This window comes from Ketogulonicigenium vulgare WSH-001, from assembly GCF_000223375.1.
GTDB classification, from domain to species: domain Bacteria; phylum Pseudomonadota; class Alphaproteobacteria; order Rhodobacterales; family Rhodobacteraceae; genus Ketogulonicigenium; species Ketogulonicigenium vulgare.
The window spans coordinates 756319-780173 of the sequence record NC_017384.1 but is presented as its reverse complement, the minus strand read 5'-3'; the positions used below and the strand labels follow the sequence as shown (position 1 = coordinate 780173).

Annotated in this window: 31 protein-coding genes; 5 read left to right on the top strand and 26 right to left on the bottom strand. The window is 60.9% G+C overall.

What is annotated here, in order from left to right; translation table 11 throughout:
- Positions 1-11: 11 nt before the first annotated feature.
- The 16 genes from KVU_RS03900 to KVU_RS03825 all read right to left on the bottom strand — a co-directional run bounded on the left by KVU_RS03900 (position 12) and on the right by KVU_RS03825 (position 15276).
- Positions 12-329, bottom strand: coding sequence for a tail fiber assembly protein (locus KVU_RS03900; protein WP_013384034.1), 318 nt, complete (start codon positions 327-329; stop codon positions 12-14).
- A gap of 13 nt (positions 330-342) precedes the next feature.
- Entirely contained in the window at positions 343-3807 is a 3465-nt protein-coding gene (locus KVU_RS03895; RefSeq protein WP_014537639.1) for a phage tail protein, read from the bottom strand.
- On the bottom strand, positions 3804-4211 hold the full coding sequence (locus KVU_RS03890) for a DUF6950 family protein (protein WP_013384032.1): 408 nt from the start codon (positions 4209-4211) through the stop codon (positions 3804-3806). Before KVU_RS03890 ends, KVU_RS03895 begins: the two co-directional genes overlap by 4 nt.
- On the bottom strand, positions 4193-4795 hold the full coding sequence (locus KVU_RS03885) for a hypothetical protein (RefSeq protein WP_014537638.1): 603 nt from the start codon (positions 4793-4795) through the stop codon (positions 4193-4195). Before KVU_RS03885 ends, KVU_RS03890 begins: the two co-directional genes overlap by 19 nt.
- Before the next feature lie 8 nt (positions 4796-4803).
- The gene (locus tag KVU_RS03880; protein ID WP_013384030.1) at positions 4804-5460 is read right to left on the bottom strand and encodes a hypothetical protein; all 657 of its coding nucleotides are present in this window, start codon (positions 5458-5460) and stop codon (positions 4804-4806) included.
- Positions 5461-5462: 2 nt separating this feature from the next.
- Positions 5463-6959 (bottom strand): tail tape measure protein, encoded by a 1497-nt coding sequence (locus tag KVU_RS03875; protein WP_014537637.1) that lies wholly within the window; start codon positions 6957-6959, stop codon positions 5463-5465.
- Entirely contained in the window at positions 6934-7200 is a 267-nt protein-coding gene (locus KVU_RS03870) for a hypothetical protein (protein ID WP_013384028.1), read from the bottom strand. Before KVU_RS03870 ends, KVU_RS03875 begins: the two co-directional genes overlap by 26 nt.
- 95 nt (positions 7201-7295) lie before the next feature.
- Complete coding sequence (locus KVU_RS03865; RefSeq protein WP_044008021.1) at positions 7296-7691, bottom strand: GTA-gp10 family protein; 396 nt, start codon at positions 7689-7691, stop codon at positions 7296-7298.
- On the bottom strand, positions 7691-8119 hold the full coding sequence (locus KVU_RS03860; protein WP_013384027.1) for a phage tail tube protein: 429 nt from the start codon (positions 8117-8119) through the stop codon (positions 7691-7693). The genes KVU_RS03865 and KVU_RS03860 overlap by 1 nt, the downstream gene beginning before the upstream one ends.
- A gap of 12 nt (positions 8120-8131) precedes the next feature.
- Positions 8132-8572: a hypothetical protein gene (locus KVU_RS03855; protein ID WP_013384026.1), complete on the bottom strand. Its 441-nt coding sequence runs from the start codon at positions 8570-8572 to the stop codon at positions 8132-8134.
- The gene (locus KVU_RS03850) at positions 8565-8894 is read right to left on the bottom strand and encodes a head-tail joining protein (protein ID WP_014537636.1); all 330 of its coding nucleotides are present in this window, start codon (positions 8892-8894) and stop codon (positions 8565-8567) included. The genes KVU_RS03855 and KVU_RS03850 overlap by 8 nt, the downstream gene beginning before the upstream one ends.
- Positions 8895-8897: 3 nt before the next feature.
- Complete coding sequence (locus KVU_RS03845; protein WP_013384024.1) at positions 8898-9242, bottom strand: DUF2190 family protein; 345 nt, start codon at positions 9240-9242, stop codon at positions 8898-8900.
- Positions 9243-9320: 78 nt separating this feature from the next.
- Positions 9321-11453 carry a head maturation protease, ClpP-related gene (locus KVU_RS03840; protein WP_014537635.1) on the bottom strand — a complete coding sequence of 711 codons (2133 nt, stop codon included), beginning with the start codon at positions 11451-11453 and terminating at the stop codon, positions 9321-9323.
- A complete protein-coding gene (locus tag KVU_RS03835; protein ID WP_013384022.1) occupies positions 11446-12957 on the bottom strand; it encodes a phage portal protein in 1512 nt (503 codons plus the stop codon). The genes KVU_RS03840 and KVU_RS03835 overlap by 8 nt, the downstream gene beginning before the upstream one ends.
- A 1-nt stretch (position 12958) precedes the next feature.
- On the bottom strand, positions 12959-13153 hold the full coding sequence (locus KVU_RS03830) for a phage head-tail joining protein (RefSeq protein WP_013384021.1): 195 nt from the start codon (positions 13151-13153) through the stop codon (positions 12959-12961).
- Positions 13150-15276 carry a phage terminase large subunit family protein gene (locus tag KVU_RS03825; protein WP_236953148.1) on the bottom strand — a complete coding sequence of 709 codons (2127 nt, stop codon included), beginning with the start codon at positions 15274-15276 and terminating at the stop codon, positions 13150-13152. The genes KVU_RS03830 and KVU_RS03825 overlap by 4 nt, the downstream gene beginning before the upstream one ends.
- 171 nt (positions 15277-15447) lie before the next feature.
- Between KVU_RS03825 and KVU_RS03820 the strand changes: the two genes are divergently transcribed.
- Positions 15448-15627, top strand: coding sequence for a hypothetical protein (locus KVU_RS03820; protein ID WP_014537634.1), 180 nt, complete (start codon positions 15448-15450; stop codon positions 15625-15627).
- Here KVU_RS03820 and KVU_RS03815 read toward each other — a convergent pair.
- The gene (locus KVU_RS03815; protein ID WP_014537633.1) at positions 15624-16298 is read right to left on the bottom strand and encodes a DUF1441 family protein; all 675 of its coding nucleotides are present in this window, start codon (positions 16296-16298) and stop codon (positions 15624-15626) included. The genes KVU_RS03820 and KVU_RS03815 overlap by 4 nt on opposite strands.
- A gap of 116 nt (positions 16299-16414) precedes the next feature.
- Complete coding sequence (locus tag KVU_RS03810) at positions 16415-17176, bottom strand: hypothetical protein (protein ID WP_013384017.1); 762 nt, start codon at positions 17174-17176, stop codon at positions 16415-16417.
- Between the two features lie 151 nt (positions 17177-17327).
- Here KVU_RS03810 and KVU_RS03805 point away from each other — a divergent pair, with 151 nt between their 5' ends.
- Positions 17328-17525 (top strand): CsbD family protein, encoded by a 198-nt coding sequence (locus KVU_RS03805; protein ID WP_013384016.1) that lies wholly within the window; start codon positions 17328-17330, stop codon positions 17523-17525.
- 451 nt (positions 17526-17976) lie between these two features.
- On the opposite strand, the gene KVU_RS03800 is transcribed toward KVU_RS03805, so the two are convergent.
- From KVU_RS03800 to KVU_RS03770, 7 genes are all read right to left on the bottom strand, one after another.
- Positions 17977-18624: a hypothetical protein gene (locus KVU_RS03800; protein ID WP_013384015.1), complete on the bottom strand. Its 648-nt coding sequence runs from the start codon at positions 18622-18624 to the stop codon at positions 17977-17979.
- Positions 18621-19208: a hypothetical protein gene (locus KVU_RS03795; protein WP_236953147.1), complete on the bottom strand. Its 588-nt coding sequence runs from the start codon at positions 19206-19208 to the stop codon at positions 18621-18623. Before KVU_RS03795 ends, KVU_RS03800 begins: the two co-directional genes overlap by 4 nt.
- Before the next feature lie 234 nt (positions 19209-19442).
- Positions 19443-20072 carry a hypothetical protein gene (locus KVU_RS03785; protein WP_014537631.1) on the bottom strand — a complete coding sequence of 210 codons (630 nt, stop codon included), beginning with the start codon at positions 20070-20072 and terminating at the stop codon, positions 19443-19445.
- On the bottom strand, positions 20072-20296 hold the full coding sequence (locus KVU_RS03780; RefSeq protein ID WP_338033835.1) for a DUF2312 domain-containing protein: 225 nt from the start codon (positions 20294-20296) through the stop codon (positions 20072-20074). Before KVU_RS03780 ends, KVU_RS03785 begins: the two co-directional genes overlap by 1 nt.
- A 59-nt stretch (positions 20297-20355) precedes the next feature.
- Complete coding sequence (locus KVU_RS03775; RefSeq protein WP_044008019.1) at positions 20356-20952, bottom strand: hypothetical protein; 597 nt, start codon at positions 20950-20952, stop codon at positions 20356-20358.
- 41 nt (positions 20953-20993) lie between these two features.
- Positions 20994-21140 (bottom strand): hypothetical protein, encoded by a 147-nt coding sequence (locus KVU_RS16090; RefSeq protein ID WP_014537630.1) that lies wholly within the window; start codon positions 21138-21140, stop codon positions 20994-20996.
- Positions 21137-21505, bottom strand: a complete 369-nt coding sequence (locus KVU_RS03770) for a hypothetical protein (RefSeq protein WP_236953146.1) — start codon at positions 21503-21505, stop codon at positions 21137-21139. The genes KVU_RS16090 and KVU_RS03770 overlap by 4 nt, the downstream gene beginning before the upstream one ends.
- A gap of 296 nt (positions 21506-21801) precedes the next feature.
- On the opposite strand from KVU_RS03770, the gene KVU_RS03765 reads away from it, so the two are divergent.
- Positions 21802-22437 (top strand): S24 family peptidase, encoded by a 636-nt coding sequence (locus KVU_RS03765; RefSeq protein ID WP_014537628.1) that lies wholly within the window; start codon positions 21802-21804, stop codon positions 22435-22437.
- 140 nt (positions 22438-22577) lie between these two features.
- Here the strand turns inward: KVU_RS03765 and KVU_RS03760 are convergent, their stop codons facing one another.
- The gene (locus KVU_RS03760) at positions 22578-23195 is read right to left on the bottom strand and encodes a hypothetical protein (RefSeq protein WP_044008018.1); all 618 of its coding nucleotides are present in this window, start codon (positions 23193-23195) and stop codon (positions 22578-22580) included.
- 190 nt (positions 23196-23385) lie between these two features.
- Between KVU_RS03760 and KVU_RS03755 the strand changes: the two genes are divergently transcribed.
- On the top strand, positions 23386-23676 hold the full coding sequence (locus KVU_RS03755) for a hypothetical protein (RefSeq protein WP_236953145.1): 291 nt from the start codon (positions 23386-23388) through the stop codon (positions 23674-23676).
- Between the two features lie 12 nt (positions 23677-23688).
- On the top strand, positions 23689-23835 hold the full coding sequence (locus KVU_RS03750; protein ID WP_014537626.1) for a MerR family DNA-binding transcriptional regulator: 147 nt from the start codon (positions 23689-23691) through the stop codon (positions 23833-23835).
- Positions 23836-23855: the final 20 nt, after the last annotated feature.

Sequence of the window (23855 nt, the reverse complement as noted above, 5' to 3'; positions counted from 1 at the left end):
GATCTCCCCCTTCACCCTGGCCCTGCCGGCCAAACCAACTGCGCCGGATCCGCTGTTGCCTCCGGCAGATCCCGCAGCGCCTGCCGATAGGCGAGCCATGCGACGCGGGCCTCATCGCTTTGCGGATAGTCCGGCAGCACGTAGCGATCCGACGCCGCCAACCGCCGATCCCGCTCGGCGCGCAAACCGTCCATCGCGGCGCTGGCCGCGCCGAGGACGGCAAAGCTGCCGCCCTCAGGCACGAACTGTGGCGCGTCCGATTCCTCGACCGCGATGCGGTTCAGGACGGTGCCCGCCGCATCGCGGATCTCGATATTCACCACCGTCATTCCAGAAGCCCCATCATTTCAGGTTTCCTTGTCCGTAATAGACGACCATGACAAAGCCCTGTCCGCCACTGCCGCCTGCGACGTCACGGCTGCCATTGGTGCCGCCGTCATCGCCCCGATAATCGTGCGTTGAGCGGCCAGCGCCGCCCCCGCCATAGCCGCCATTGCCTTCCCAGCCATGCACATTGCCAGCACCGCCCCGGAAGTCATTGCCATAGAGACCCTTGAACGGCAGGCCGGTGACTTCGAGGCCGTTAAAGATGGCAGGCCAAGCCTCGCGCATGCCGCCCTGCTGACCCTCGCCAAAGGGATTACCCCAGCGATCCACGCCAAGGCCAAAGTCGGCGGACGAGCCGCCTGCCCCGATATGCACGGACATGTCATGCGTGTTGCCATAGCCGGGGCTATTCCAGCGCCCGCCCGTCGCATGACCGCTTTGCCTTGGCGGCGACCAGCGGTTTGGCGTGGCTTCACGGCTGCCAACCCATCCGCTTTGCCCCCCTGCGGCCCAGACATTGATGATCTGCGATTCCGACCATCCACCCGCGTTCAGGTTGTAGAAATGGCTTGCGCCACCATCCCAACCCCAGCCCTCTTGCGCCCCGCCGCTGACCCAGCCGCCACCACCGCCAGCGCCAACAAAGATATTATAACGCTGGCTAAAGTTCAGGTTCGGGATGAAGTTCCACCCAAAACCGCCCGAGCCACCACCGCCCGCGAACATAGGGCGATAACCCTGCGCGGCTTGGTTGTTGTAATAGCCCTGATAGACAGCGCCACCACCGCCACCGCCGCCGATCACATAAGCAGCGGCCAGACCTTCCATCGGCGGCTGCCAGTTCGAGACGGACGACATAAAGATATCGACGCGCACCGGATAGAGCGCTGTTTGCAGCACCCCATTGGCAAACAGCGGCAGGGTCAGGCTATCCGCCTCGATCATCGCGCCGCGCATATACACCCGGCCATTGTCGATGATGAACGGATAGACGTCAGACTGTCCGCCGGTCACCGCAAAGCGCTGCGCGTCGATAATCACTTCCGATGGCGCACCACTGCGGGCGCGCAGATACAGCGCAGCTTGACTATCTTGCGCCCCGCCACCCATCACACGCGCATTAAGGCCAATGGTCGTGCTGGCCCCAGCTTCCTCTGCAACCACAGTCACGCGGAACCGGCCCTCTGCGGACATATCGCCGACCTGCGCACTGACCGAGGTCAGGCTGTCGGACAATGCCGTCAGATTGCCCTCCGCATCGCTGACACGCGTCGTAAGCGAGCTGACCGCAGTCGCCGTGCCCGCCTGCGCCAGCGCGAGATCGCTGACCGAGGAATTGAGGCTGGTCAGTGCCTCAGCCTGCGTGGCGAGCCGCCCTTCCGCGTCAGCGACCCGCGTAGACAGACCTGCCACCGCGCCCGAGGTCGCAGCCTGCTGCCCCTCGATATCCTGCACCGACGAGATCAGCGCATCCTGCACTTCCTCGAGGGCGATCACGATCCCCGGCAGATCGCCCAGATCCGCCGCGATCCACGCATCCAGTGTCGCAAGGCTGGCGCGGATCTCTGCGGACAGCTCATCTGCGGTCAGACGCACATCCGGCGTTGTCACGCTGACCCAGCCCGACCAGACCACCGGCAGGCCCTCTGCAATCGGGCGCAGCCGGATCTGATAGCTGGTCGCGGGCAAGATCCCGTCCGCAATCGTCAACCCACCCGCTGCCGGATCCGCCATCATGCCGGTCAGCACGGCGTTGCTGCCCGTCGCCGCCACCTCATAGGCGATGCCGGTGACGCCAAAGAGGCCGTCACCTTGCCACACCGCCCGGATCGCGGGCCGACGCGGCGCGCCTGCATTATCCTCGAGGATCAGGCCATAGGCATTGACCCCCGATAGCATCAGCGCCTCGAGCGCCTCGGGCTGCTGGCTGACCGGCACCCACGGCACCACCTTGTCGAGATCCGGCTGGTAATCGTTCGGATCGACTTCGCGCAGGCTGAACGTCACCAGCTGCGTGAACGGACTTACGGTCTTACCCGCGACCTCAAAGACTTTGCCGTCAAACCCGTTCTCTTGGCTTGACCAACTGATCGTGTCGAGCGGCGTCAGATAGGCATATTCCGGCGGCAGCGTGATCGTGAACACGCGGCTGCGGCGGCTATCCTCCGCATAGGCGACAGCAAGGCGCTGCACCTGTTCGGCATAGGGTGCCGCCCCCAGTTGCAGATCGGCGATATTCTCTTGCCCATCATCCGCCGCGATATGCGCCGGATTGCGGTAGATCGGCGCGGGCACGCTTTGCCAGTTCGATGCCGGATCAGGGAAGGCGACGGCCACACCGTTGTAAACTTCGGCCATCGACTTGATGACTTCAAAGCTGCGACCTTCCGTCACCACGATATCGTCGTCAGATATCCACGCGACCGGCGCAGCAGGCCCGCCAAGCCGCGTAAGCCATGCGGTGCCCACTTCGGCAAACTGCATCAGGCTGGCCGCGCCAAGCTGTTCCAGCACCGTCGCAGGCTCATCCGACAGCGCCACTTCATAGGATGTGCGCCAAGCAGGCTCACTGCCACCGCCCGTGGTCGCCACCTGCGCATCAGCCGCGTTCATCGCGGCAACCCACGAGGTCAGCGGCAGCTGCGCGCTATCCGCCTGCCCGCCCCAGATGCGGCCATCGGGCAAGGTGATGCCGCGCAGGATGTTATATGCCTGCACGGCGGGGTTTTCTGATGCCGCCCAGGTGCTGCGATCATGCCAGCGCATCGCGCCAGCGCCGCCGATGCTGCTATCAAAGCGCGGATCGTAAAGCGGGATGCCCCCGACCACGAGCTGCACCTGCGGCATGCCTTTGAAGGCTTCCGTATCATACTGGAACGTCACCACCGCATAGGCGGTGCCATGGCCGATCATATCCGCCGTCCAAGGCCGCTCTTTGCGGTTGCCGTAAGCCGCCAGCAGATGGCTGTCCGCCGCCGTCTGGTGGCCGTCATGCCAGCGCACCCAAGCCCGGTCGCTGCGGTCATCGAATTTGACCATCTGCCCATAGGTGGCGTGATTGGTCGTCGTGATTTCTGCCAGTTTGCCGTCGACCAATATGCCATCGAGGCTGCACCCCGGCACGTCCGAGGCGGCAATGACATAGGTCAGATAGGCGTTTTGCGCCCCGCCCGCGCGGCCATGCGTCATCGGCGGGCAGACATGGCTGCCGCCAGTGGCGTAGCGGCCAAGAATGAACCCTTGCGAGACCGTGCCGCCGGTCAGCGTTACCTCGTTCTTGATACCGCTTGAGGCACCGGCGCTTTGCTTGCCTGCCAGCACCTGCCCCAGCGCCGTCAGCGCGACCGAGGACATCAGCTTGCCGGTGACGGTCGTGGTGGCCCATGTCCATGCGCTGGCCGCCGCGCCCTGCATGCCGGGGATGAATGCGAGGCCGATAACCGCCGCAACGCCGATGATCTTTTTTGCGGCCTTACTCATAGTGCGAACACCTCCAAGGCGGTATCGATCGGCACCAGCCCGATACCCCATTCGCCAAACACATAGGCCACGCCGTGACCCGCGATCCCGAGGGCCGCAAAGCGCCCCTCACCGGGCACTGCCACCACATCGCCGGGCATGGCCGCCATCCAGCCGCTGCGCGCTGTCAGCGCCGCGCGGAATACTGCAACATGATCGGCAAAGCCTGCCGCGCGCACCACGCGCAACCCGCCGCGTTCCGTGCTGTAACGCCCCCGGAAACTGGCGCCGAGATCTTGGCCGGTGCGTTCCAGCACCCAGCCCGCCGCGAATAGCGCGCAGTCATGCAGGCCATAGGCGAAGGGCTTTTGCGCCGCATCGCCGACATAGGCGCTTAGCGCCGCGACTACCCCTTCGCCCCCCATGTGTCCGCCCCCGTGCTGCTGCTGTATTTGTAAAACTGGTCTTGGCCGTTGCCGCGCTCGGCCATGCCCGCAGCCGATCGCGTCAGGAACACCCGCCGTGTCAGCTGCCATGCGGTCGAGAGGATCGAGACTTCCGCCCCGCCGGTGCCGCCCTGCGCAGGCGTCTGGATCGTGACACTGCCGACCCGCCCAAAGATCTCGGGCACGGGCGCGGAGAGCGGTTGCATTGTGGCAGGGTCAAAATCGACCGTGTGAACATCCGCCGCGGCTAACCGCAGATCATAGCCACGGATCGCCGCGCGGCCATTATCCGTGAGGCCGGAAAGTCCTGCCTTCCAAGGCCGCACCGTCAGCCCGATCGTCTGCGCCAGCTGGTCAACCGAGATGACCTCGCCTGCGCCAAGGTAAGTGCGGCTGACGCCCGCCACTTCAAACTGGCGGTCATGGTCACCCGTCCAAAAGCCTACCGGCTCATATTGCGGCGGATCGTCAAAGGTGCGGGCATTGATCCAGATCAGATAATGCGTGATCTGGCCCGCGCGCTTTTGGCGGGCAGCCGCAACCGCCGCTGGCAGGGTCTGCATGATTACCTCTAAGCGCTAAGGGTTTGGATGATTTGAAAGCTGATGCCGCTGGTGACGACCTGATTGGAACTGCCCTCGTTCACCGTGTCGGGCACGATCACGGCGCGGAAAACTGGTGCGGCGATCTGCACTTGCGCCCCCGCCGTGACCCCCGGTCGAAAATGCGGCCGCACATCGAACAGCGGCGTGATCCCTGCCGCGTTGGCGGTGACCGGCTCCGATATCCGGTGCAGGGCATGGCGCTGGGGCGCTGGCCCGTATTGGAACGACAGGAAGCCGCCACGGTCGAGTTCATAATGTGGCGGCAGGCCCGCGAGGCTGATGCGTCGGTTATCGGCCACGCTCGCGATGAAAGGGCTATGCCCCGCGATCAGCAAGCCCAGCGGATCCACGCTAGGCAAGAGGCGCGGCAGAGGCGTCGCCAAGAACGATGCCCCCGCATCCTGCATTGCCTCGATCAGCGCCAGCGCCGCCTGCCCCTCGCGCGCCGGCATCGCCGCCAGCGTCACCGTGCCTTGCCACAGCCTTGTCCCTAAGCTGGCCGTCAGCACCTCGCCGCCGCCGGTCACACTTGACTGTATGGCGGCGGGCAAGGTGAATATGGCAGAGGCGACTTTTAGCCCGCCGAAGAACGCCGCGACGGGCGCAGGATTTGCGAGTGCCATTGTTACCCCATGCGCGGGTTTGCCGCGATTTCATTGACGCGCATCGGCAGCATGGCATCCATTGTTGCCACAGCCTGCGCCATACCCGCCCGCACCATGTCCATAATCTCGGCATTGCCGCGCGCGCCGGTCACGTCGATATTGATCTGCCGCACACTGCCGCGCCCCATGCCATCGGCCATGCGGTTCGACACATCATGCGGGATGATCCGGGTGCCGGACGGCAGATCGACAATCTCGCCGCCGCGCTCGTTGATCTGCGTCAACCCGCCGCGCCAATTATTGGTGCCGTTGGCATTGGCCCCGATCAAACTGCCAAGGCCCGAGGCGATCCCACCCCAAAGCCCGCCGCCCGCCGCAAGCTGCGCAAAGCCCTGCTGCGCGAAGGTCTTGGCGATCTGCAAAGCGAGATCCCCAAGGGCGGACTTCAAAGACTTTGTGCCGGTCACGAGGCCCAGGAACGTATCCGACATAAGCGAGGCACCCGACTTGGCCGCATCGCTCAGATCATTGGTGGCGTCGGTCACCTCACTGATCGCACTGGCCGCGCCACTGGCGCTGCCACCGCCGCCACCCGAGATCTCGGCAAAAAGATCGCGGATCGCCTCGAGGCTTTGCATCGGGGCGATCACATCGGCAAAGCCTGCCGATGCATCGGCCAGCGCAGTCCGCGCCGCCTCTGCCGCATCCGCCGCCGTTTGCGCCAGCGCCGCCGACACGCCACTGCCATCGAAGGTGTTGGAATTGAACCCTGCCGCGAAAGCTCCCGCCGCTGCCGCGCCAGCCTCTTGCGCCGCGCCCGCATGGGGGTTCTGGATCCGCTCAATCTCGACTTCACCGATGATGCCAATGCGAGCATTCTCGCCGCCCATCCAGTCGGGGATCAGCGCCAGCGCGCTGTTCACCCCCGCGATAAAACTGTTCACGCGGCCAATGACGCCGTTCAGCATCGCCTCAACACCGCCAATCATGGCGTTGGCCGCGCCATAGGCCAGATCGCCGATCGCGCCGGGCAGCTGGCCCCAGATCGCTTTGACCGCCTCAAAGGCCCCGCGATAGATGCCGATGTAGCGGTTCGCAAAATCCACCCCGCCGGTGACAATATGCGAGGCCATGGTAGCAAAGCCCGACTGCATGCCCTTGAGCGCGGCGGTAATACCCTTGCCCATCACATCGACCGCCGTCCCGACGCGGCCCCATGCCTCGATCCCGATATCGCGGACATAACCAAACGCCTGACCGATCCCCCCCGTCACCTTCACCAGATCGAAGAACTTTTGCCCGAGTGTCACGGCAAGCCCGACAAGCGAGGTGAAGCCCGCAAATTGGAAAGCGGTGCGCATGGCAGCACCGACGCCCCGAAGGCCGGTGGTCAGCGGCCCCAGCGCGCTGCGCAGCGTATTGACTTGCGTGGTCGACCCGCGCGCGCCCTGCTGGAACTGGCGCGCGTCCAGCCCGAGGTTCACGCGCAGATTACCGATGATCGACGGACTGGCCATTGCCTGTTTCCTGTTGCTTGAGGTGGTCGCGCACATCGGGCGGCATCTCTGCACCCCATGCACTGGCAAGCGCGATCAGCACCGCCTGCATCGCTGCAGGTGGCATTGGCGTGCCCGCGCGGGATTTGGTGAATATCTGATCATAGGGCCGGATATCGCCGCCCAGCGGCACCACCACGAGCTTGGCGATCAGCCATGCCTGCCGGGTCAGCGCCTCGGCCTCGCGCTCAATCCGCTCCACTGCGCCTGCCATATGGATACGGTAGAGCGCGGGTGTGAGCGCCCAGAACCCGGCAGGGTCAAACCCCGCCGAGACATAGGCGCGCAGCAGATCTTCTATTGTTGCCGGGTCTTGCGCTTCGGCTTGGGCGGATCCGGGTTCGGCGGCTCTACAGCCTCCCCCGGCGCTTGCGCTGGCTCCAACTCCTCCGCCTCCCGGGACTTTCCCGGCTCTGCGCCCGTCAGCTTTCTGATGGCTTTCTGATCATGAGTGATAATCAAGCCTGCCAGCCCGACCGTGGCATCGAGGTGGTGTTGCCGCAGTGCGGCCCAGATCAGGTAGCGCATATCGCGCGCATTAATCGGTTCGCCCGCCTCGATCTGATCAACGAGCGTTAAACCGTTGCGCCCAGTCACGTCCTCAAAGTCGCACAGGGCGTTGAAGTTCAGCACCAACTTATAACTTTGACCATCATACTTGGCGGTCACTTCACCCTTAAGTTGCTGTGCCATCAGCCACCTGCCACCAACCCGAGCGTGGGCTTGCCAGAGGGCTGCATGACTAGCGATGCAGTAAGCTTGTCATTGCTGATATCACCAAGCGCAAATTCGGTGACGATCCCGGTAAAGTCGAACGCCACCGTCCCGCCCGGAAACAGAATGCGGAACTCGCCCGAGCCGGTTGCAAAGGCATCCGTCACGTCCGAAGTGGCGGCAGGCACAAAGTTCAGTGTGATCGTCACCGGCTTGCCAGTCTTCATACCGGCGATGAACTCGTTGTAGCCATCAGGGCTTTCCAGATGGGTTGCGTCGATGGCCTCGCGCGTCATGCCGATGCCGTTAATGTTCGAGACCTCGGCGAAATAGGCATAGGTATTGCCGGTGCCGGTCTTGCGCCCGAAACGGGTGCTGAAGCCGGTGGTGGCAGTGGATGCAGGCATGTTGCCCTCCTGTTAAAAGATCCAGTAGCAGCGGCAATTGAATGTCACCGCGACCGTGCCGACGCGCTTGCCGCCGTCGGCATTCACAACTGTTTGGCTGGTCTCGACGTCGCACTGGATCTGCGCGCCGCAGAGGCTCGCGCCGTGCAGCGCGGTGATGATCGTGGCGATAATCGTTTCCAGATCGAGATCGAGGTCGTCATCGAGGTCCGAGGGCAGCCCGGTGCGCTTGGCGGCGACCGTCAGCTTCACATCCCACTGATGTTCGCCATCCAAGGTGGTGCGCCCGAAGGCATCCGACAGCGTGAATGCGCCAAAGGCAGGCAGCACGCTATCATTCACCGCCTCAACCCAAGACGGCAGGCGCGCAAAACCGGCGAACCGATCCGCCGCCGCCATGGCCGCCGCCGCCGTGTCGCGATAGGCTTTGCGGATACTGGCAGGGCTATCCATACCATTCCTCCAGCTGACACAGCACTTGGGCATCCGCAGCAGGCGAGCCAGTCGGGTCAAAGTTTACGACGCGGTAGACCTTACCCGAGGCGGGGCGCACCAGATCATCGCGCTTGAGATCCGGCACCAGCCGGTGAATGACCCGCCAAGTCGGCGCGATGATCAGCACATCGCGCCCCTCGGCATCCGTGACCTCGATCGGCTGTTCGCGGAAGGTGGACGGAATATCCGTCCACTCCATGCGCCCGTCGCGCCGGTATTCGACAACCGTGCCGAAGGTGCCGGTCAGCAGCCCCGCGACACCATCAAACAGCGCCGTCATGGCCTAGGCCGCAGCGGGCGAGAACGACCCATTGAGCCGAACAATGCCCGTGGCAGATGGATTGACGGTCGCCTCGACCGCCACCCCAACGAGCACGTTGCCAGATGCCGCCGTGGTCAGAACGCCCGTAGCGGGCACGGCATAGACCAGTGCCCCGACAGACCATGCCTGCGTCGGTGTTTTGGTCAACTCATAAACGCCCTCCAGGTGGATCTCGACCCGATCACCCGCGTCTGCATCCGCACCCGCGACGCCGACCATGCGACCCGCGACGACCAATTGGCCGCTTTCCACCGCAGCCGCTGCAATGATGGCCAAGGAATGGCCGCGTTGAATGGAGTTTTTCATATGTCTTTCCTGACATCTAAGAGGTGAACGACAAAAGCCGCCCGAAGGCGGCTCTTGTCAGTGAATAGGCAGTGGCTTTTAGCGGCCGATGTTCTTGAAGCCGCTCTCATAGCGGGCGTGACCCACGCCAAAGTCATGCTCCAGTTTCAGTTTCATGCCCTGCTGATCGAACAGCTCCTGCGTGCTGACACGCGGGGCCGAGGCATCCTCGAGATAGCCGTAAGTCCAGCAGGGGTTTGTATTGTCAAACACATACCATTCCCGACCGGTGATCTCCGGCGTAACCACCAGCCCCAGCTGGCCGCTAAAGACGTTGACGTCGTCAGCGTTGGCGGGCGTGGTCTGCGCCAGCAGGCGCTGCGCCGCTGTCTCGTTCTTGGGGCCGACCAGCAGCAAGTTCGGGTTCAGGTAAAGCGGCTCGCCGTCCAGCCCTTTCGCCTCACGCAGATAGGTGCGTGCCTCGCTGACTGCGTCGTCCGTAATATCCGAGCCGTTCGGCGCGACGTTCTTGTGATCCGTATGGAAGATCGGCTTTTCGTCAGACATGAGGCCAGAGAATGCCAGCGAATAGAAGGTGCGTTCCTCGAACACGCCAACCGTGCGGCCATAGCGCTCCATAACGCGAGCAATCGCGCCCAGTTCGTCATTCACGATCATCGCCCGGTCAATCGGCACAATCACGCCATAGCGTTCGATTGTCGCCATCTCGCCGCGATCGGAGAAGGTGCCGTGCTTGATTTCACCGGTCTCGGTAATCGGCTTCAGCATCGGCAAGCTGCCGGTCATCACCAGTGGCATCGGGCGGAAGTCGTTAAAGTCCTTGCGCTCGGCCACGCGCTGATAGGTCGGTGTGAAGTTGCTGTAGGTGTCGAGCAGCACCTTATGCAGCGCATTTTGGAAAATCGCCGGAAAGTCCGAGGTGGAATGCATCGCATCCATCATGAACTGTTCGCGCACACCATAAGACATGGCAAAGCGCGGCAGCTTGCGACCCGTTGCGACCGATGCCATCTCGATCAGACCCGCATCCATATACTGGCGCGATGCGCCCTGCACCTCGACTTTGCGACCGCGCTTTTGCTGCATTTTGGCAAAGATCGCACCGGTCAGCGCCGCGCGGCGGGTGTCGACCTCATCGCGCACAATGCGGGCGCGCGGCGTGAAGGCGGTGGTCTGGGGCATGCGGCCATCCTTGTTCGCAGGGTGGAGGCGGCGCACGTCATCCGAGGACATGCCCGCCGCGATATAGTGATGCGCAACCGCCGTGCTGATGCCGCGCGCCTTACACAGCTTCATCACCGCCGTTGCCCGCATCGCGGTTTTAAGTTCGTCATCGGGATCTGCCCCGGATGCATTCAGATCATCGAGATCATCGCCGTCATCGGCGGTGATTTCATCGTCGTCGCTGGCCGTAATGTCGTCGTCGTCGCTGGCGGTGATGTCGTCAACGTTCTGGTCATCCAGCGCCGGATCCAGATCATCCTCCAGCGTCGGAGCCTGATCATCGTTCATGGTTGCATTTGCACGGGTCGCACGGGGTTTGGGCATGAAAGCCTCCTTTTGAGCATTGTTAGATCCGGCCATCATCGCCGCGACGGCGCGCTTGGACTGACGCCGACCGACTGCGTCACCCACCGCCCGCAAACTTGCGGGGGCATGAGCGTAAAGATTGTAATCAAAAAGCGCCGCAGCTGCTGCCGCCGCGCTGTCATCTGTCGCGGTCGCAAACCCCGCGCGGACCGCTTGCGGCCCATCGTAATAGGTCTCGACCTGCATGATCTTGCGGGCAGCCTCGGGGCTGATACCTGCCCGCGCGGCGTAAATCGCCGCATAGGCATTGGCGATAACGCCCAGATGCTTGGCGGCTTTGAGGTGATCGGCCTCAGTGCCGCGCCCCTCGACCGCCCAGCTGGCCGGATCGTGGATCATCATGATCGCGCCTTCGGGCATAATGATGTGATCACCGGCCATCGCGATCAGCGAGGCGGCAGAGGCCGCGATGCCGTTCACAACAATCGTCACCTCGCCCGGATATTCCTTCAGCAGCGTATAGATCGCCTGCCCCTCGGTCGCGATCCCGCCACCCGAGTTCAAATTAACCGTCAGAGGGCCGCTTAGACCCGCCAGCACGTCGCGGACGGAGCTTTCGGTGAAGAATTCCTCATCCCAAAAGGACTGCCCGATCGTGCCGGACAGGTAGATCTCATTCATTGCGTGCCCTTTCCGCCTGCTCGCTGAGGATCTGCCGCGAGATGTCCTTGCGCGGGTCGCTGTCAAAGATCAGCCCCAGCTCATCCGCCTCGCGCATGTCTTGATATTGCTCCTGCATCAGCCTTTCGGGATCGATGCCGGTTGTCCGCACCACGCCCTGACGGCTCATGAACCCCGAGCGCACCGCCGTGTTGAACGCCGCGAACTCGCCCGAAGGGTCGATCATCAGCCGCACCGGCGGCACCCACGTCAGAACAAGCCCGCCGCCGTCGATGAAGTCGCCAAGCGGCAGATCCTTTATCTCCCGCGTCTGCGCCTCGTATTCGGCCCATGCTTCCATGATCCAGCAACCGAGTGGTTGCAGCATCTGCGGCACCATCATCAGCCATTGCCAGCTGCTAACATTGCGATCCATTTCCAGCCGTCCGATGCGGGCCGAGCTGAAGTTGACGCCCGACAGATCGCCGGTCAGCGCCTCGTAAGAGATGCCAAGCCCCATCGCGATGCCGCGCAGGATCGTGCCTTTGAACTGGTCATCCCCCGATGCCGTCGGCGGCGCAGCAAAAACCACATCCTCCTCCGGCCCGATATCGACGATTGTGCCGGGAACCAGCGTCTTGCTGATTTCAGGCGATGCCTTCGCATCCGGCCCCGTTTTACGGAACGCGGCAAAGCAAGCCGCGATCCGCTGCCGCATCAGCTGCGCGTCCTCGTAATCGTCGAGCATGAGCATCTTTTCCGCCACCGGCGCGAGCCAACTCATACCGCGATCCTGTCCCGGGCGATCCGGTCGAAAGACGTGAATAATCTCATCGGCAGGCACCCGAACCGAAGTGATCTGCGATTTACTGGGCACGAACTCGCCGCCGGGATGCTGGCTGAACAGCCAATAGGCGACACGGTTGCCAACCGGATCGTATTCGATCCCGTCCCGCACGATATTCTCGCCCTCGCCCGCCCACATGCGACCACTGTCGAGGTATTCGGGTTCAAGCACCTCGATTTTCAGCGGCAGCCCCGCGCCATTTTCAACCGGCAGCTTGTGCCGCCTGATCAGCGCCTCGCCCGATTCCACGACCGTGTTGATTACCTGTCGCTGCAAGCCGTAAAGATTTTGCAGCCCCTTTTTGTCGATATGCACGGTATCGAGTGAGGTCTCGATATGGTGCATGCCGCGATCCTTCAGGCGCTGGCCGAGATCCCGATCCGCGACCTGCGCATTCATAGTGACCTTCGGGATGATCCCGTCGCCCACCACATTGTTCGCGATGACCGCCTGCGCCCGCGCCGCAAAAGGCGCATTGCGCACCAGATCCCGCATATATTGCGACACCCGCTGTCGCGCCTGCCCCGCCACATTGGCATCGGAGTTCGTGGGGCGCAGACTATCCGAACGCTGCCCAAGCCGTGCGGCGCGATAATGCATCGCGACAAGGCGCGAGCGTTCACGCCGCGCCGCCCATGCCGGGGCGACCGCGAGCGCGACTTTGTTCATGAAGCCCATATCACCCCCGCGAGAACTTTGGCGTGTGGAACGTCTTGCGCGTGTCGCCATCGCGCCTGCGGTAGAGCCACGTCAGGGTGCGCTGCATTTCGTCAAAGCTACGTAACGTGACCTTTTCGCCGTTTTGCTCCAGCGAAAGCACACCCTTCGCGATCATGTCCTCGATCTGCTCGATTTGCGTATTGACCTTGCTCAAAGCCAGCTTCCTTTCCGGTGTTTGATCCAGCCGCCGGTTTCGGGCTTGGCAGGCTGCGCTTGCGGGCGCGGTTTTCTTTTAGCGGGCACCGGCACCGCAGCTTCCGGATCCGCAAGCGGGGCGAGTTTGATCGGGGCAACAAAAAAGCGGTTCTGGTTACCCAAAACCGCCCATTCCGGTGGATCGTCCCAATTGACCCGCTCGCCGCCCTTGATCAGATGCTGGGCCCTTGCTTGGACGAGGTGGTCGAAACTCTCGTTTCGCACAACGCCGGGTCGTTTTTCCCAGCCGGACTTGCCGCGCCGCTCGGCCATCAGCTCGCCCAGCTCATCGGTGGTCATCCAGCCCGGCACCTCGCAATCATTGGTGCCGCCGTCCTGCATGCGAAGACTTGCCGCCACCGCATCTTTCAACCGATCCGTCGCCATGTGCAGGATCTGGATATCCGCTGCCGCCTTGCGCTTGACGTTGTTCGACCGTTCCGGCGCTTTCAGCCACACGCGATCGGGTTTCTTCAAACCGCCCTCGCCGCGCGTCAGATACCAGCGCTGCCCCTCGCCCGCCTTGCGGCGCTTGCGGTAGAACCGATAGGCGTTTTCCGTGGTCGAGCCGCCGCCGTGCATGTCGATCGCGATCGAGCGTGCAAGCAGCGATCCATTGGCCCCATCAACCGGCCATTCGCGCGTCGCCAGATCCACCAGCGCATCCCAATCGGCGGCAATCTCGAACGGCTTTAGCGTCCGCTCCGGCGCATCCGCGTCCTGATTGGGCGGCTTCACAATATCAAAGCGGTCAATCGGGCAGTGCCGACCGTTCTCGCCCCAGCCCGTGACACCCACCGAGAAGTAGGTGCTTTGCACGTCCACCGATACCGTGAGGTAACGCACCCAATGCGGCGCGATCCCGCGCGGCAGATCATGCCCTTCCGCCTTATCCTTCAGCCCTTGCAGCGAGAGCGTCATTTCATCCGAGGCAGAGCGCGGCATATAGGGCATCGCCTGCCCCGTGTTCGCTGCGGTCTTTAGCTTTTCCTCGTCGCCGGTCTTGTCAAAGGCGCGCTTGGCGTTCTCATAGGTTTCCACCAGTTCCGCCCAAGTCGAGAACGCGGCGGCTGCCCCGTTCAGCCAGTAGCTAAGCATATCGGTGCGCCGCACTAAGCCGCTGTCGATGGTGACAAGGCGCGGGCGTCCGTATTCGTCAACCTCGCGGCCTTCATGCAGCCAGCGTCCTTCACTGTTCAGCGCGCGCTTGAGGCCATGCCCGAAGGTCTGGCGACAATGCGGGCACCGCATCTCGGCAGCGTCACCGGCTTCCGCAGGCTCGGCCCCTTCGGGATAGACGAGGCGCGCAAAGGTCGGTTCAAATTCCTCGCCGCAGCACGGGCATGTCCAATACCACCGGCCCCGCGTCCCGTTCGGATAGAGCGACAGCACCCCGTATTCCACCGGCGGCACATCATGCGCTGATTGCGGCTGCCAATGTTCATCCGTGATCGGCGCGCCTGGACTGCTTTCAACCACCACCATGCCCCGCGACATGTAGGTCTTGGCCCGCGCCCGCATCAGCGAATAGGCATCGCCCTCGCCGTCCACGCTCTCGGGGAAGTGGTCATAATCCGTGCCCAGCACCAGCCGGATCGTGGTCGAGCTGAGCTGCGTAATCGTCGGCCAGTTCAGCGTCAGATGCGTGCCGCCCAGAAACAGCTTTTGAAAGATCGTATCCGACCCGCGCCCCTTCGCCAGCTTCGCCCGCAGCTCAGGCGAGTTCGCGATCATCGGCGCGATCTTTTCGCGCTCAAACAGCTGCGCCGCATCCCGTGTCATCTGGAACAGCCCGACCCGTCCGGGGTTCGCGGCAATCGTATAGGCCACCGCCGATTGCAGCATCTGGGTCTTGCCCGACTGCGACGGCCCGCACAGCACCAGCCCGCGATACATCCGCGAAGGGATCATGTCGCTCGGCTCGGTCATGTAAGGCGTCACGTCGCGGCTGAACTTTTTCCACGTTCCCGAAACATTCACGCGCATATACTTTTCGGCGGCATCGGTGACCGAGATCCGCTCGGCAGGACGAAGCGCAGGCAGCGCCGCCTTCAGCGCTACGCGCGGATCCGCATAAGGCATCAATGGCTCGAACCCGCGCATCTGCATCGATAAAAGCCCTCTTAATTTAATTTCATCCATTGTGGCTGCACTGCTCTAGCCAACGTGAATTGGGAGTAGACAGAACGATCCAATCTGATCCAATTCAGCTTGTAGTTGTAGGTAACCCAACAGGTTAGACAGGATCGGTCCATGGAGATTAAGGATTTGCAGGAGAGAATGCTGAAGCTCTCCACCAAGATTGCCGCGATCGAGCGAGACAACAGTTCGTTAAATTTGCAGATGGAGCAGCTCAAGCGCATGCTCAAAGAGGATAGACGCCATATCGCGCAACTGATCGAGGCCGCGCGCAAGCAATCTGACGAGACCTAATTCATCCACAATTGCCGATCCGGCAGGTCAGCGACCGTGCGTTCTTGCAGTTCGGCGGCTTCAATCTTTTCCGTCAGGCTGGTCAGGATATCGTGCCCGACAGCAACAGCCGCCGCGACCTGATCGGGTTTCAGGTTCAGTTCCCGTTCCAGCAGATCGGGCATCGCCTCGATCCCATCGCGCACCATGGTCAGCACGCTCTCCAACAGGTCATGCACCTCGTCCAACTGCACCAGCGTCCGGCGTTCGCGCTGCGCTTTGTTCCAAACAAGATCAGCCTCGGCCATTTCGCGGCGCGCTTTCGGCGTCATGTGCGCGTTTGGGTCTGACACATCGAGACCCAGCATTTCGGCTTGCAGCGCAGCCGCCTGCTGTTTGTTGTGTTGGCTGCGCAAGTCGCGATCCGCATCCCGCGCCTTGAGCCACGCCCAGCAATGCGACAGCCGCAGCACATAGGATTTACCGTTGCCGCCCGCCTGGGCGACCGGCATGCCCTCTTGCCGAATCCACTTTGCAATCGTGTTGACGGATTGGTTAAGGGCCGAGGCCAGTTCCTCTTGGTTCATATCCGCGTCCTGCACCGTCGCGGGCAGCGGATAGTCAGCAAGGATCTTTTGAAACTCGGCGCTGACCTCGACCGCGACGAGCGTAACAGTTTGATCGTCGGCCATGGCAAACCCCAACAACAACCCCTTATTTGCAAATGGAAAACCAAAAAAATCGCACGGCACGGGGCGCGAATTACCCGCATGCAAGCGAACCCTAGGAAGGACCCGCGCGGATTTTTTCAGACCTTGACGGCCCGCTTGGCGACCATTTGCGCTAGCGTCCGGCGAAGGTGCAGCGGCATCTGGCGAGAGGCCACCACCTCGGCACCATCGAGGAACTTCAGGCGCGGCTTGTAGACCGCCGAGCGATCCGTGAAGTTCAGCACCTTTTGCAGCTTGGCCCCGCGACTGGTGCGCTTCCATACACCGGGCGACAGTTTCGATCCGGCGCGCGGCACAAAGAACTGCGCAGCGCTCGATCGCTTCACCTTGGCCGCGCCGCGCTTGCTGTTCATGTGCTTATCGCTCTGGGCGCGAATGCTAGAGAGGACGCGGTTGCGTTCACCCGTCGACCAATTGCCGCGCGCATCGAGCAGCGCCGCAGGCCCCGGCGTCACAGTTTGCAAATGCCCAGCGTAAGGCAGCTTGAAACCTAGATTGCGTTCAAGGCCGGTTTGCGGGCGAACGCCGCCAAGTTCCTGCACTTTCAGGAAATGGCGCTTTCCGACCGAGGGCCGTTCCTGCACCGCTGCCTGCAAGTCATTGGGCCGCGCCTTGCGCACCTGAAATGCGTTCAGCGCAAAAGGCGTTGGCCGGTCGAACACCTGCCCCATGCGCTGCTGCACATCGGTCAGCACATCTGCCGCCGTATCATTCAGCGCCCATGTCGCGGCAATATTCAGATCGCGATCCGAGAGATCGGTCAAAGACCGGATCAGCGCGCGATCACCCGTCAGAGTTACGCCATTGCCGTGGGTCAGCACAGAAAGACCTGATGCCATTGCACCCTCCAGAAACGCGAAACTGACCAATCGGCAAAAAAGCGTCGTTTTAGCTCGCTCAAAAAATGTGATTACGGTTTAGGCAAAATATTAACGACGATGAACTCACGTGAAGACCAATCTTGTGAACTCTTAACCAATGGAGGACGGCATGAACTGGGATACCGTGAAGGGCAAATGGGCCCAAGCAAAGGGTGATGTGAAGACCAAATGGGGTCAACTCACCGACGACGATCTGACTGAGATCGACGGCCAGCGCGAAAAACTGGCCGGAAAGATCCAAGAACGCTACGGCATTGTCAAAGAAGAGGCCGAAAAGCAGATCGACGAGCACTTCAAGACCAAATAGCCTGAACGTCGACGGCGGGTCCTACGTATGCACCTAGCCCGCCGTCACCCTTGGCTTTCCTTGCCGCGCTATGCCGTCTGCATAGACAGTTCTTTCCCATGCAGACGGCACCAGCAGTATAAGGCAGCACTGATGGTTAATGCTGTAGACGAGGTCAGCCGCCGTCGTTAACCTGAGATTCGATGGCAGGCACGGTCGCTTATGTTGCCATCGCAATTGGCTTACTCCGCCAATATCAGCCGCCTGCGTTAGCTGTTCCAATCCTCGCGCAGGCGGCTTTTAGTCGGAACGCCAAATCTACCCAAGTCGCCTGCAAGATGTTCTGTTGTTATCTGTCCTTGCGGGCGACACCACCAAACCCCTGAACGCAAAAGCGCCCGCCGGTTTCCCGTGGGCGCAATTATGGATAGTGCTTATTTCCTATCGTCGGAAGGGATAAGGCGTCAACCCCCTATTTGGCGAAGGGGCTACGCGCCACCACGCCGCACCGTAAGGTGGCATGTCGGTGCCGCGCAGTAGGCCCAGTCATCCGATCCAATGCGGCCCCCAGCGCCTTAATCAGCGATCCACGCGTAGTAGCATCCGGCGACCAGCCATGCGAGCGAAGCAATGACGCCAAACTTTGATCCGCGAGGCAAACGGCATCCACCAATTTGCGATCGGTGATTTGCGACTTCACCGTTACGGCCTTGTCATCCACCTTGCGCCGACGACGCACCTCCAACGCAACGCCGTCACCGATCCGGGCGCGGATCCGGTCGAGTTCGCGCGATGCATCCAACCGCGCCTGCGTGAAGCTATCGGCAGAGCCGCCACCACCGCCACCGCCCGCCTCGGCAGACGAACATTTAATCCCGCCCGCCTCATGCCGCTCGACCAACGCGCTATAGGTGCGCGCCATTGCGATTTGCGTTGGCGTCAGTGCCAAGGCCCCGCCCCGACGACCCGCTTGCAGCGCCATCAGGTCGAACACATCCGCGACCTTCATGCGCCCCGCAATGGGTTTCAGCTTTGGCTCGGGCGGCTGGCGCGGATCCTTTGCCGCCACGTATTCGATTTCGTAATCGGCATCGGGAACGAGTTGACGGGCATCCATCATGCCACCGCCTTTCCGGCCCGCGCATCCGCCACGGCTTGCTCGCAATACAGCCGCCGATCCAGATACCAGCGTTCCCATGCCAGATCGTCGGGAAACTGTTCGCGGCCACGTTCGCGACGTTCCGCAATCAGTTGCAGCTTGCGCGCGTTGTGCTGCGCGACAACCTCGACGCGCTTGCGATCCTCAGGCAGCGACGGCGGGCGCTTTTTCTGTTCAAAGAATTGCCACGTTTCGACGAGCGTCCCGTTCTCAATCGCGCGCGGCCCCTCGATCGAGGCGAACCAGCTGAGCAGCTTGGGCGAGAATTCCAGCGGGCGCGGATGCAGCCATTCGGCCACCCCGATGAACGAGGCGCGCGACGGCCAGAAATCCTTGCTGGCCCCCTCGCCCCGCGCCCGCATGGCCTCAACCATCGCGATCAGCACGTCATCAGGCAGATACGCCATTTCATCTGCAATCGCGTCCAGCGATGCGCGGCCCACTGCCTCTTCGGTCTTGCGCGGGTGCCGGAACCCCAGCGGCACCAGCAGCAAGCGCCTGACCCGATCGCGATTAGTCTCTGGTTGGTTTGTGTCGAACCCCATCAGCCTTTCCTCTTTTCTCAGCAATGCCCGATTGCCACCTGCATGCGGCTTGTTCGGCGCGACTTATCCACAGCTTGACCGTCCAACTGTCGCTGCACGGGTATTTGTATTTATCTTGTCATTGTCCTTGTCCTTATGGTGGTGGACAGTCCGGGACTGTCTTCGTCTGTCTCGATCTGTCTTCGTCTGTCTTCGTCTGTCCATGTGGACACATACGATAGACTGTAGTTTCGTTTAGATACTACGCCCACGACCTGAGAGGCGATGCATGTGCCCCGACCATGCCGACATGGCCCGCTCCAGCCAGTCAGAGCTACGCTTTGTGCATCCTTGTTCGATCAGCCATTCATCAATCCAGCGCACTGCCGCCTCATTAGAGGCCAGATCTTTGCTGTAACCCGCCAACATGCTGCGCATACGCTGAAGGCGCTTGATGTTGCTGGCTGCATCGGTGCGCGCTTGGTTCTCTGCACGGCGCGCGACAGCCTCATTCAACGTCTTTAGAACCATTGGATGGCCCAGGCGGATTTCGCCTTCGCAGTTGAACTTGCGCCACTTGTGCAGCGGCCCGAATTCTTGGCGGCACAGCTGCTCAAAGCGGTCATCAGTAACGAACAGCAATTTCGCCAAGATCTTATGATCCGTTGGCAAGGTGCCGACCGGCGACTGATCATAGCTGATATTGATCAGATCAAAGAACAGGGCGCGGCATTCCGGATCACCACGCAGGCGCATGTCGGAATTGAGCCAGCGCCGCCGTTCCCATGCCATAAAATAGTGGCTTTCGAAGCGATCCTCGACCGAGAACGGATAGTCCCCGATCTCATCCACAGCGACAGGCCGCAGGCTTGAAATTGCGGTCATCACATTCCCAATGCTGATTTGTAGATTTCGAGGATGGTTTCTTCCTCAGCCAAGTCATCGGCATGACGCTTGCGCAGCGCGATGATCCGACGCAAAATCTTTGTGTCGTATCCTCTTGCCTTCGCGCGCGCCATCACCTCGCTCATACGGTCTCCGACGCCGGAACGCTCTTCGGCCAGCGTTTCATATTCTTCGACAATCTCTTTGATTTCGGCCGAGGTCACCGCAAACGCCAGATCTGCGACAGCACGATCCGCGTCTGTCTGTTTCAGTGGTAACGCTTTCACGCCAACGCCCTCAAAGTGATGGAACGCATCGCCGTCACACCCGTTTCCGTCGAGATAGCGCGGTAAAGTCGTGAGGCGAGCAACCAATGACCCAAGACCGAAAGAAATATCACCGTCTCCGAAAACTGACGGACGAAAGCGTAAAAGCTGCCGATGAGATGAGAGCGGCTGCGAAAGAAATATCGTCTCTTCTCACTGCGGAAGCCAACGCCAAGAGAGATGAAATCCTGAGATCCATCAATGGCATCGAGAAAGCCGCAAGATTGCTTTGCGAGACAAATGAGTTGCTTAGCGACAACGCCAAACTTAGCTAGGATAATCTTCAGCGCGCTAAGGAGGCGCTTCTGGACGTCGAGCGTCATGTCGAGATCATGGACGCAGATGTCTACGCGCTGACAGCGACACCTGCGGGCGGCATTGTCATGGCACCACGATCCCCGGAAGGCACTGAGCCAAGTCACTACCTCTGCCCGTACTGTTTCGCATCTGGACAACGCAGCATGCTTCAGGGAGGCAGCATCAGAAAGTTCTGCCACACTTGCGAAAATAGCTTTCGCATCGGATTTCTGCGTCGCGACAACGATATCGTTCATTGATCGCGCACCACAGCTAGCAAACTTATATTGACGCCAGCTCACCGCATTGCCCCCTTGATCTTGTGGAAAAACTTTTCCGAGCGCGACTTAAACTTAGCCGCCGCCATCGTGTTGCCTGCGCGGCGGGCACGAGCCGCGCGCGCAAGCAGGTAACGTTGTGCAATCCGCCAGAGGATCCGCTTCATTCGCCCACCTCCGGGTCAATCATTTGGAAAACAGCCTCGGCCCCCACAAGCGCGATCACCTTGATCACATAGCGAAAGTGCGGCGCGTTCTCGCACCGCAGCCAATTGCGCACCGTCCGCTTATCGACAGGGCGCGATTCCGAGGTCAGCACCATCGCCGCGAGCTCGGCCAGCTCATTTTCGGAGTTGGCATCAGGGAACGCCCGCCACAGCAGCCGCGCGAACCGCGCCCGCTCTGCATCCTCGCCGTTTTTCGGTTGGCGAGATTTTCGGAAAGACTTTTCCAACGGCACCCCCTTATGTTGGTCTCGTGTCGAACGAACCGAAACATTTGATGCTAGGTTGTGAGGGGCGGTCTGCTGCATCAGGCCGCCCTTTCATTTTGGGCAGCGGGCGGGTTTGCAGCCATGTAGGCGCGAACGCGGTCGGCAACAGCCATCGTTGGGCTGGATTTCCCATCAAGCCACGCCTGCCACACGCGCCAAGATGCTCGAACCGCCGATTTCAAAATCGACTGTGGGGGCCTGCCTACCGCTTTCGCGTATGCCTCAACTTCAGTAACGAATTGTTCCATGGCTTACGGTATGGAGTTATTATACTCCAGTCGTCAAGGGTTTTTATACCCGATGCTATAGCTTTGAGCCTGGAGTAATTTACCTCCATGCAAAGCACCTTCGCCTCCGCCCTAGAACATGCCATCGCGACAACGGGACGCTCACTACGTAGTGTTTGCGCCCAAGCTGGCGTGTCTTACGACCAGATGAAAAATGTAAGGCAAGGCAAGGCGAAAACCACCAACGTTGACGACGCAATGAAAATCGCGGCAGCGTTTGGAGTAACCCTTGAAGACTTCTATGATGGCAACTTTAGCGGGTCAGGTCGTAAAACCGCTGTAGCAGGCCGCATCGGCGCGGGCGCACAAGTCGAACTGATGGACGACTTTGCCAAGGGCGATGGCATCTACCACGTCGAGACTCCAAATCACCTTCCGACACACGGCATCGTGGCGGTCGAGGTGACGGGCGACAGCATGGAACCTTTCTACGAATCAGGCGGCGTGGTGTTTTACTCACGCGACACTATCGGCGTCCCCTCCGAAGCCCTCAATAAGATCTGCGTAGCCGAATGCGAGGAAGGTAAGGTTTGGCTGAAGCAGGTGAAACAAGGGAATGAGCCACACCTATTCCACCTGCTTTCCCTGAACATGACAGCCGAACCAATGTTCAATCGACGCCTGAAATGGGCGGCGCCAATCAAGCATTATTTGCAACCCGAACTAGTAAGAAAATCCAGTTAGGAGTTCATATATGGCAAAACCAACTACACCATCTGGCCACGCGCGCGTAATCTCTAACAAAGCGGCCGAAGTGACGAACAACGCATCGCCACTGAAATCTGTCAAAACGTCCGGTCCCCCGCCAGCAAAGAAAAATACACCTACGACTTCTTCAGAGTAAAAATCACACGACTTACTTCACTGGCCGGAACATAGGTCAGTGAAGTACCCCACTCAGCGTCAAAATTCGCGCCATGCTCAATAACGGATCCGTTCGGCATGTATTCGTTTTCGACAACCATCAAAACCGAACCATCGTCACCCAAAAGTAGCCCGTCCCACGGCTGGCCAATATATGCGGGCCCATTCAATAAGTTAAGAACGCGCCCATCCTTTAGGTATACCTGACACTGGTTGATCTCATGGTTTCCATGTACAAGAATTGGCCAGATACGCAGGTTCCCATCATCGCGATGGACACCAGACCATCTCATCAACGTCTGCCAGAAGCTCATGCCAAATTTGCGCCATAATGCGCCTGCCGCAATTGTGGTTAAGAACACGCTAGGCACAGAAATTATCGGCAAAAACTGCGCATGTTCTAGAACAACGAATAAAAGCTGCGCCAGCGCGGAAAAGGCTATTGTGATGAAGATTGCATCTTCCGCTCGATGATCCTTTCGATAGCCTGCGTATGCAACCGCATACGCTAGGTAACCAGCGCCGAGCGAAACCTGCAGCGTGAGCGTGAGCTCCAAAAATTCCAAGCCAAACATCATGCCCCCTCTGGTAGCGCCGCTCTAAGCGCCTGATAGCACACCCCGCCCTAGTGGCGGTTTTTTTCTCGCCCCGATTCTGCACGTCCGAGTAATCACGTCAATAAAAAGTGGAGTAAAATAACTCTATTTAGTTGACGGAGTTTTTTTACTCCAATACCACTGCCCCATCGATACACCGATGGAGCATCAAATGCAGACGACCTCCACCCCCGCTAACTTCGCCCAACTCGCCCACGCGGCGACTTCCGACTCTATTCTGCACGGCCCCGTGGCCGCGAAACAGCACGTCTGGCAGGCCCTTTGCGAAGAGCGCGGCATCCGCCTGAACCCCGAAAATCTCATGCTGACCGGCCACGTCATGCGCCGCGAAGGCAGCGGCCTGCGCACCCACGCCCAGCCAAGCCTGCGCCAAGTGCTGGATGACGCCGCACCGCGGATCAGCGCTGCCGTCGCCGCGCGTCTGCGCCGCAATGCAGTTTGATCCGGGGCGACAATGCAGACCAAGCTAATCACAACGCAGGATATCAAGCGCGTGACAGGCCTTAGCCCGCGTGCCATCCGTCACTATGAAAGCCTTGAGCTGATCCCCCCGCAACAGACGCGAATGGCATTCGCCGCCGCCTACCCGGTCAAGCACTGAAGGCTGGCCGCAACCTTCGC